The 7,814-nt window shown below is 66.9% G+C and carries 9 protein-coding genes; 4 read left to right on the forward strand and 5 right to left on the reverse strand.

Translation table 11 applies throughout. The annotated features are described in order from the left end of the window. Positions 1-428, forward strand: a 428-nt coding sequence (locus P2L57_RS39525) for a DUF6191 domain-containing protein (protein ID WP_275823389.1), incomplete at its 5' end; no start/stop codon positions are given. Between the two features lie 60 nt (positions 429-488). Here the strand turns inward: P2L57_RS39525 and P2L57_RS39530 are convergent. Next, on the reverse strand, positions 489-713 hold the full coding sequence (locus P2L57_RS39530; RefSeq protein ID WP_275823392.1) for a hypothetical protein: 225 nt from the start codon (positions 711-713) through the stop codon (positions 489-491). Positions 714-925: 212 nt separating this feature from the next. Continuing rightward, positions 926-1,270, reverse strand: coding sequence for a hypothetical protein (locus P2L57_RS39535; protein ID WP_224284706.1), 345 nt, complete (start codon positions 1,268-1,270; stop codon positions 926-928). A 149-nt stretch (positions 1,271-1,419) separates the two neighbouring features. Between P2L57_RS39535 and P2L57_RS39540 the strand changes: the two genes are divergently transcribed. After that, complete coding sequence (locus P2L57_RS39540; protein WP_275823395.1) at positions 1,420-1,767, forward strand: hypothetical protein; 348 nt, start codon at positions 1,420-1,422, stop codon at positions 1,765-1,767. Between the two features lie 183 nt (positions 1,768-1,950). Here the strand turns inward: P2L57_RS39540 and P2L57_RS39545 are convergent, their stop codons facing one another. Beyond that, a complete protein-coding gene (locus P2L57_RS39545; protein ID WP_275823397.1) occupies positions 1,951-2,175 on the reverse strand; it encodes a hypothetical protein in 225 nt (74 codons plus the stop codon). 161 nt (positions 2,176-2,336) lie between these two features. Between P2L57_RS39545 and P2L57_RS39550 the strand changes: the two genes are divergently transcribed. After that, entirely contained in the window at positions 2,337-2,966 is a 630-nt protein-coding gene (locus P2L57_RS39550) for a class I SAM-dependent methyltransferase (protein WP_275823399.1), read from the forward strand. 106 nt (positions 2,967-3,072) lie between these two features. Beyond that, on the forward strand, positions 3,073-3,969 hold the full coding sequence (locus P2L57_RS39555) for an aminoglycoside phosphotransferase family protein (protein ID WP_275823401.1): 897 nt from the start codon (positions 3,073-3,075) through the stop codon (positions 3,967-3,969). Between the two features lie 65 nt (positions 3,970-4,034). On the opposite strand, the gene P2L57_RS39560 is transcribed toward P2L57_RS39555, so the two are convergent. Further along, complete coding sequence (locus P2L57_RS39560; protein WP_275823403.1) at positions 4,035-6,494, reverse strand: tyrosine-type recombinase/integrase; 2,460 nt, start codon at positions 6,492-6,494, stop codon at positions 4,035-4,037. Then, positions 6,491-7,732, reverse strand: a complete 1,242-nt coding sequence (locus P2L57_RS39565; RefSeq protein ID WP_275823405.1) for a tyrosine-type recombinase/integrase — start codon at positions 7,730-7,732, stop codon at positions 6,491-6,493. Before P2L57_RS39565 ends, P2L57_RS39560 begins: the two co-directional genes overlap by 4 nt. Between the last annotated feature and the right edge of the window lie 82 nt (positions 7,733-7,814).

The following is a 7,814-nucleotide window of genomic DNA, read 5'->3' on the forward strand; positions in this document are numbered from 1 at the left end:
GCTTCTCTGAACTAATCGATGACGGGCGCGAGCTCGGAGTCCGAGCGCATAGCAATAGGGAACTGGTCGCCGCTCCGGGGCGTTGGGTAGGCATGGTCATGACGGCAAGCTTGTTATTCATGGCGGTGTTGGTGCTTGTGCCTTTCCTGATGGCCTCGGCCCGGCAGGTAGTACTGCGTTCGGGCCGTCCAGCCTGGCTGCACCGCCGCTTGGCCAAGCGTCGACCGCAAGTCGGTCTCGGCCTGGGTGCCGTCGTCACCGAGGAGCTCCACGCGTTCTTTAACGCCAACAAGCGTGTGCAAGTGGAGCAACGCCGGGTGGAGATGGTTTTGCGGGATGACGACCAAGACGGCGCCCCGCCCCGCATGGGGATTGACCTGGACGCGGGAACCGCGGTCGTTCAACATCGACACCGAGACGTCCGTTAAGAAGGTACTGACCGATTCTCCGAACTCTGTGGTCCATCGGCATGTTGTCATGGTGGAGGGTCAATACTCTTCCGGCGGAAGCGGCTGGCGGGGTATGGAGCCGCGGCTGGTGATCGTGGGGATGCCGAGGTCGACGGTGCCGTGGCTGGCGGGGCGACGGTCGAGTTGGACGAGCTTTTCCTCGGCGCCTGCGAGGCTGACTTGGAGTCCTTCGACTTCGCCGAGCCAGCCCTCACGCTCGGCCTCGGCGATGCGGGCGATGAGGTTGTCGCGGATCTCCTCCAACCGGCCGCGCTGTGCCGGGTCCGGCCGGAGGAGCGAGCAACGAACGCAAGCTTATCCGAACTACCCAGCTCACGGACCGACGGGGCCAACCGCGAGCGAGTTACTAAAAGTAGTGAGCAACAGTCTCGGCGTCCGGGCGTATCCGGGTGTGTCGCACCGTCACCGTGGTGTCGATCAGCCTCCGGCTCGCACCATGAACAACGCGGCCCAACTCAGCTGGCCTCAAGGGCATCCGCCCGCCTTGTCAGGTCCGCCGCGACGCCATCCCAGTCCGGTCCGTGCAGCCACAAGTTCTCGGCAGCCTCGCGCATCAGCGCCGGCTCATCGGGTCGCTGCAGGAGCGCCAACCGGTAGGACAGGTTGCGGACCCAGACCGGCAGACGACCATCGACCACGTGCGGGCAGAGCTCACGGAGCATGGCGAGGATCGAATCCGCGTCAGCGAACGTCAGTTCCTCGACGAAGTAGTGCTCCCGGTGGTCGAGGTCGCACTCAGGCGTCGGTCCGAACTCGTCTCCGTAGAGACACCGGGCGTGCTCCGTCAAGGTGCTGTGCATGTCCCGGAGCCTATGACGCCTTGACCCGTCAGAACGAACCTTGGGCCTGTCCCGGCGATCATCTGGAGGGTGTCTCGGTGGTACTTTGACCGGAAATCGCGGGAGGGGTGGGCAGCCAGGTGGACAGTGACCGGCGGCATGCAGCTGTCATGGCGCTCGGTGAGCTCGGGCGAAGCCACGACTACCGTGACCGGGCGGATGCCGGTCACGGCCTGGCAGGCTTCGCCGAGATGCAGGAGGCCCTCGGGCCATTGCTGGAACTCGTGCTCGACCCGGGTGACACCTTCGTCACCCGGGTGACCGCGGAAGCCGTGCTTCGGCGAAAGGACAGGATCGGGTTGGCGGTAGTCGCCTCCGCACTGGCAGTCGCCGACTCCAATCACAGCGATTGGATCCACACCGCAATCCTCGATGTGTTCGGCATCTCCTCCGAGGACCGGGACAACGCGCTGCAGCTGTGCGAGGAGATGTTGCGGGACACTGACGACCGCGTTTAGCTGGCGGCTCGTCAGCTGCATGAAATCCTGGCCGAGATCGACCCTGTTCTTCGCTCCGTGTAGCACAGGGTGGACGCTGTCGTGAGAGTACAGGTGTTCGGACCCCCATCCGGGCATCCTGCCGAGCCGGCTCCATGAGAGGCCCGGCATTTCGCCGGCCGATGATTCGGAACACGCCAGCGCTCACTCCTCAGGCTTGGCGCTGCTTCGTCCGGTGTCGCGGCGGAAGTCGGGCATGCCGAGGTGGACAGTGGACGGCTGAGTTGCACGCTCACGCATGGCCTGAAGTTTCTGGGCGGCGGCAGCCAGGGTGGTCTCGATGGCGGCGACCTCGCCGAGCCAGCCCTGGACCTTGGCCTCCTGGAGGCGGTCGATGAGGTTGGTGTGGATCTCTTGGAGGCGTGGCATCTGGGCTGGGTCCACGAGCAGTAGGGGACATCTGACACAGGCTTCTCTGAACTAAGGAAAGTGTCCCGTGATCAGGTGCCGGGACGATCAGCCGTGACCAGAAGCGCCGTAATGGGGGCGGGGAACGGCTGCGAACGTTACGGGTGTTAGTTTTCCTTCCCGTGTTAAGACACCAGGACGAGACCAGGGCGGCCTACGACGGGGTCGTCGACTTGTATGCGTCGATGTTCAGCGATCAGTTGGAGACGCGGCCGTTCGCGCGGAACATGATCGGCACCTTCGCCGAGCTCGTGCGTGGCACGGGGAACCTGCGGGTAGCCGACGTCGGGTGCGGACCCGGTCATCTGACGGCCATGCTGCACAACTTGGGGCTGGACGCCTTCGGGCTCGACCTCTCCCCGGCCATGGTCGACCACGCTCGGCGGGCCCATCCGGCGCTGCGGTTCGACGAAGCACGAATGGAAGCCCTGCCGGTCGAGGACGGCGCGCTCGGCGGAATGCTGGCCCACTACTCGATGATCCACACCCCACCTGGAGAATTGCCCGCGCTGCTCGCCGAGCAAGTGCGTGTCCTGGCACCAGGGGGCCTGCTCCTGGTGTCCCTCTTCGGGACCGAGGGACCGGAGCCGGTCCGCTTCGACCACAAGGTGACGCCCGCCTATAGCTGGCCGGCGGACCAGTTCGCCGAGCTGCTGGCTGCGGCCGGCCTCGTCACGTTCGCCCGGCTGCTCCACGACCCAGCGACAGAGCGGGGCTTTCTCGACACCCATTTGCTGGCCCGCCGCCCGTAGGCCGTGAGTCGGGGTGGTGTAGATCGTCCGCGTGGATGAGGCTCGGCTAGAGACGTTCCGGAGAGCGAGAGCCGCTCCGCCTGCCGCCTCGGTACTGTGACTTCGCATGACCAACACCGAGATCGAGATCACCGCAGACCTGGTCCGCGACCTGCTGCAGGAGCAACATCCAGACCTTGCAGGACTGGCCATCCGCGAGGTGGCGGGCGGCTGGGGCAACCAAATGTGGCGCCTTGGGGACGAGTTGGCCGTGCGCATGCAGCGCATGGACCCCACCCCGGAGCTCCAGCTCAAGGAGCGGCGGTGGCTACCTGTGCTGGCCCCGTGCCTGCCGCTCCCGGTGCCGACCCCGGTGCGGTTCGGCGAACCGTCCGAGCGTTTCCCCAAGCACTGGACCGTGATGACGTGGGTTCCCGGCGAGCCGCTGGACCACGGCTCGATCAGCCGCGGCGACCACGCGGCCGACACGCTGGCGGGTTTCCTCCGGGCACTGCATGTGGAGGCGCCCGCCGAGGCGCCGATCGCTACGGACCGCGGTGGCCATCCCAGGAACTGCACGGAGGGCTTCGAGAACTTCTTCCAGGCCGTTGCCCCCGACGACATCGCTGCCGACGTCCGGGCCGTCTGGGACGACGCCGTTGCGGCCCCCGCGTGGGAGGGCCCGAGGGTGTGGGTGCACGGCGACCTCCATCCCGCGAACGTCGTTGTCTCGGACGGAACGCTCTCGGGCATCGTCGACTTCGGTGGCATGTTCGCCGGCGATCCAGCGTGGGACCTCGCCGCCGCATGGGTGCTGCTGCCCGCGGGCACGGCCTCACGGTTCTTCGACATGTACGCGCATGCAGACGAGGCGGCGATCCAGCGCGCCCGCGGGCTGGCCGCGATGAAGTGCCTCTTCCTGATGCTCATGGGGCAGAACGGAGATCGGGGTCTTCCAGGCGGCAAGCCGAACTGGGGACCTGTAGGCCGGGCGGCACTTGATCGTGTTCTGAAGGGTGTTTGATGCACGCTCTTTGAACTTGTTCTCGATCTTGGTTGAGGGCCAGGCGGCAGCGCACCTTCCTGGGTTCATCGATCACCACGCGTGGTCGGTATGCCAAGGTCCACGGCCGTATGCTGCCCGTGGCCCCGATCGAGCTGGCGGAGCTTCTCCTCGGCGCCAGCCAGGCTGATCTGGAGACCTTCGACCTCGCCGAGCCAGCCTTCCCTCTCAGCTTCGGCGATTCGAGCGATCAAGTTGTCGCGGATCTCGGCAAGCCGTGCCCGTTGGGCCGGGTCAGGCCGGAGGAGCGAGCATCTGACACAAGCGTGCTCATGGATGCAGGGAGATCCGAAGGCGCGTGCGCAAGTGCCGATGGACACCTTCCGCTTCTCGAAGTGGGCCAGGAAGGCGTCCCACTCCTCCTCCGTCGGGATCCGGTACTCCTCGCTGGGACGGGATGCCCGCCGACGGGCGATGAACGCCCGGTGGGCCTCGATCGTCTCGACGGGGTAGACCGCCTTGTATCCGATCGTGGTGTCAATGTTCTTGTGACCGCAGATCACCTGGGCAATGTGCGGGGGCAGTCCGTTCATGATGGCGTCGGTGACGAAGATCCTTCGGAAGTCGTGAGGAGAGAAGGACAGTGCTTCACCGTCAGCGTTGGTCAGCCCGGTGGCGGCCAGCGCATTGATCAGCAGCTTGCGGATCGCGGTCGGCGTGAAAGCGCGGTGTTCGGAGCCGATACCGCGCTGGAACAGCAGCGGCATCGGCGGGTTCCAGACCTTCTCACGGACGTCATAGGCGGCCACCAGAGGAACCGCACCGCTGAGGCCGCGCAGTCGGCTGATGATGGCACTGAGGACGTCTGCGAGTCCTGGGCTGACCAGCAGGAGCCGCTCGGTGTCGGTCTTGGACGGGGCGATTTGCAGCAGCGGCACGACCTCGCCGGTGGACGGCAGTCGGTACTGGGTGACGCTGTGATGTGTGAGTTCCAGGAGTTCCTCGTTGCGAACGCCGGTCAGGCGCAGGACCTCGATCGTGGCGAACGCCCAGAACGCTTCCTCTTCTTCATAGGTCAGGTTCCGTCGGCGCCCGCTGGAGATCTCCTCGGCCCAGATGAGGTGGCCTGCGGCTTTCGGAGCGATGGCTCTGCGCAGAGCCCCGCCGGTGCCGGGGATCAGAGCTCCGGGCTCGGTGTCTCCCGCCGCCTGGAGCAGGCCGGCGGCTTCGCGGCGCCGCCGGTCGGTGGTGCTGACCAGGATGGGTAGGACGGGCAGCCGCTCGCGGGTGCGCTGGTCCATCCGGGCTTTGCGCCTCTTGCGTTCCTTTGCCTTGTGGATCTCGTCATCGCTGATCGGGCAGGGCACGGCCCATGGCCCCCAGCGGGCCGGTTCCTCGGCCGCCCATTGCGCGATGTCGAGGTAGAACGCTCGGACGCGCATGAGTTCGTCCTTGGCGTTGAGCCGAGGGCTGGTGACCTCGACGCTCTTGCCGTCGGAACCGACGACGGCGCGCTTCTTGACCTTCAGGTCGTCCTTCCAAGCAAGAGCCACCGCCGGGGGCAGCCGCAGTGAGTCGATTCCCGGTGACAGAGCTTCGATCCGGGCCCAGAACAAGCCCGCGAGCGTGCGCGAGATCGCGTCCAGACTGGCGAAGTCCAGTGATGGTTGGCGCTCGCGCAGATAGTCCACGATCACGTCGCGTACCGGTTGGGATTGGATCGGGTAGCGGTCCACCAGCTCTTCGATGCTCAACTGGCCAAGGGCGAGCCCGAAGGCACGGATCGTGGCCGGTGCATCCTCGGGGAAGATACCCATGGCTCGCAGCCGCAGGTAGAAGTCGACCTTCTTCTGTCCGCCGCGGGCATGCACCCGGCGCTGGTTATCGACGAGTTCCACGCAGTCGCCGACCGTGATGTCGCCGATCCGTCCGCCCTTGCAGGCCAGCAGGGTGGCGATCCGCGTCGCGGCGATCTGGGCGTCCTTGCGCGAGCTCGCCGGCCCGGCGGCGGCCAGCTGGTGCAGACGCGCGAATCCGTCCGGGTCTCGAACTTCGGCCATCACGGAGGCGAGATACCGGTGCGTGCGGGTGAGCATCCACGGCAGAGCGGGACGGATGACGTCTCCGCAGATCAGCATGAGCAGCCCGGAGGTCAGGTCTTCCCGGTCATGCGACGGTGAGGGCCCGCGCTCGCTCAGCCACCGCTGCGGGAGCTCCACCCAGGCGGCTCCGCACAAGCCTTCGGCCCCCGTGGCCATCCAGCGCTGCTGCCACGTATCGCCGGGCTGGCTCGACAGCCAGTGCAGGAGCTTGGTCACCCCACGGCGGCGTCCGGCTCGGGTGCCGTTCGCCGCGGGGAGGAACGGCGGCGCCGTCAGGTGTCGCAGCGTCTCCTCGGACGACTGCGCGGTCTGCGACCACCACCGTTCCGCGGTCCGGGGAGGGAACTGCTCCCGCAGCCGGCTGTTCCGCGCCCGGGCCTGCTCCGCGGTCGCGTTCGTGATCTCCAGCGGCTTGCGCGTCGCGTGCTTGACGACGGCCGTCATGACGAGCGCCCGAACAGAACGTCCAGCGACGCTGGGTCGTAGCCCGGTGCCGGCGGCAGAGGCGCCGGCTGGATGCTCTCGCGGGCCTGGCGTGCGTGGTGCGCCAGCACGCCCGCCACGACCTCGTCCTTGTGGGGCGTCAGATATACCTCCGTGGCGGACAGGTGAGCGTGTCCGAGCACCCACTGCACGTCGGACAGCGTCAGCATCGGGTCACGCACCATGCGGGCGGCCGCGCTGTGCCGCAGATCATGAAGGGTCCAATCGGCGCCGAGCGAGGCGTTGACGCGCTCGAACATCCGGTGGGCACCGTGGTAGGTCAGGGGTCGGATGGGGTCTCGCCGTGTCCACCACACTGGCTGGGTGCGGCCTCGCGCAATCTGGCCTTGTACCTCCTGCTGATAGAGGCGCAGCCATACGAATGCGTCCGCCGATGCCGGCACCTGCTGGACTGCCCGCGAGCCCTTGCGCACCACACTGATCAACTGCTGGCCGGGGTCGATATCGCGCTGACGCATGCCGATCAGTTCCGAAGCCCGCACCCCGCTGGAGATCCAGAAGGCGACCAAGGCCCGGTCGCGGTTGGAGGGCAGCGCCGCGAACAGCTTGTTGAACCATGCTTCTGGAATCGATCGCGGGATCCGCCGCGGCAGGCTCGGCCGGTAGCGGCCCACCCGCTCGGGCCTCCAGCCGTCCATCGGATTGTGGTGCGCGTGAGCCCGCCCAGAGCGACGGGACAGATCCAGCGGGAACGGGTTGAGTATTGGGCCGGTCCCTGCATCACGGTGCACATCGTAGAACCGGCGCAGGACCGTCTCGCTGTGCACGACGGTGGCCGGAGCGTATCCGGATCCGGTCGACGGCTTCCCGGTCACTGGGTTCGCGGCACCGGCTCCCCCTACCGCTCGCGGGCCCTGGGCCTTGATCTTCCTGGGTTTGACGGTCTCCTGGATCCAGCAGCTGAAGTCCCGGGCCTCCCTACGGGTCGCCCGGTCCCACGAAATGTCCACGGCCTGCAGGAACCGCCACCACCGCAGCAGATCCATCCCGTAAGAGCGAACCGTTGACGGCGCTTTCCCCGCAGCCAGCAACTCCTGGAAGTAGACGGCGACCGCCTCGACGGCCGCTCCGTCGGGATCGACCAGCCGGTAGGGCTCGTACCGGTCGCCGGTCTCCACCAGCCGACCCCACCGGGGAACCACCAGGGCCGCCAAATCTCGTCGGGGAGCATCGTTCATCACGACCGGTGACCGTAGTGCTCGATGCCTTCATCCGCCCATTGAACTGGGCAATCTCTAGAGTTCGTTCAGTCAACGGGGC

It is taken from the genome of Streptantibioticus ferralitis (assembly GCF_029223525.1).
In the GTDB taxonomy this organism is placed as follows: Bacteria; Actinomycetota; Actinomycetes; order Streptomycetales; family Streptomycetaceae; genus Streptantibioticus_A; species Streptantibioticus_A ferralitis.

Coding starts and splice junctions, on each gene's coding strand:
- P2L57_RS39540 (WP_275823395.1), top strand. CDS start 1,420: ATGGCGCTCGGTGAGCTCGGGCGAAGCCACGACTACCGTGACCGGGCG.
- P2L57_RS39545 (WP_275823397.1), bottom strand. CDS start 2,175: ATGCCACGCCTCCAAGAGATCCACACCAACCTCATCGACCGCCTCCAG.
- P2L57_RS39555 (WP_275823401.1), top strand. CDS start 3,073: ATGACCAACACCGAGATCGAGATCACCGCAGACCTGGTCCGCGACCTG.
- P2L57_RS39535 (WP_224284706.1), bottom strand. CDS start 1,270: ATGCACAGCACCTTGACGGAGCACGCCCGGTGTCTCTACGGAGACGAG.
- P2L57_RS39565 (WP_275823405.1), bottom strand. CDS start 7,732: ATGAACGATGCTCCCCGACGAGATTTGGCGGCCCTGGTGGTTCCCCGG.
- P2L57_RS39560 (WP_275823403.1), bottom strand. CDS start 6,494: ATGACGGCCGTCGTCAAGCACGCGACGCGCAAGCCGCTGGAGATCACG.